Here is a 718-nt window from a genome sequence, read left to right on the forward strand (position 1 = left end):
TATCCCACACTGGGGAAATGGTTCGAGGTATCTGCCTACCCGGGCAACGAAGGCCTGTCGGTCTACTTTAAGGACATCACCTTGCGCAAGGAGACCGATATCGAGATCCTACGGGCCAACGAGCGTTTTGAAAAGGTTGCACAGGCGACCACCGATGCGATTTGGGACTGGGACATCGAAAACAGGGTCTTCCACCGAAGCCATGGTTTTGAAAAACTGTTTGGGCACAAGGTCAAAAAGCGTCTGGAGGAAAGCGAGGTATGGGAAGGCAGTTTTTACGCGGGCGACCTACCGGAGATCAAGTCCAGCCTCAAGGAGAGCCTTCAGGACCCTTCCAGGGAATTTTGGAAGAGGGAATACAGGATCGTGCACAAGAACGGACAGGTCAAAACCGTGATCGATAAGGGGGCCATCATCAGGAACGGTTCCGGGCAGGCCATCCGCATGGTGGGCGCGATCACGGACATCAGCGAGCGCATAAGGCACGAAAGGGAATTGGAGGAACTGAACGAAGCGCTCAAAAAAAACATCAAGGACCTGGAGATCACCAACGACCAGTTGGAGCAGTTTGCCTTTATAGCCTCGCACGACCTCCAGGAGCCGCTGCGGATGATCACGAGCTTTTTGAACCAGTTGCAAAGAAAGTACAGTGGCCAGTTGGACGAAAAGGCGGACCAGTACATCCATTTTGCCACCGATGGGGCCAAGAGGATGAAGC

The 718-nt window shown here is 53.6% G+C and carries 1 protein-coding gene; it reads left to right on the forward strand.

What is annotated here, in order from left to right:
- Nucleotides 1-718: sensor histidine kinase (locus tag VM932_RS16685; protein ID WP_326280431.1), on the forward strand; the 718-nt coding region annotated here is incomplete at both ends.

It is taken from the genome of Flagellimonas halotolerans (genome assembly GCF_035818535.1).
Taxonomy (GTDB): domain Bacteria; phylum Bacteroidota; class Bacteroidia; order Flavobacteriales; family Flavobacteriaceae; genus Flagellimonas; species Flagellimonas halotolerans.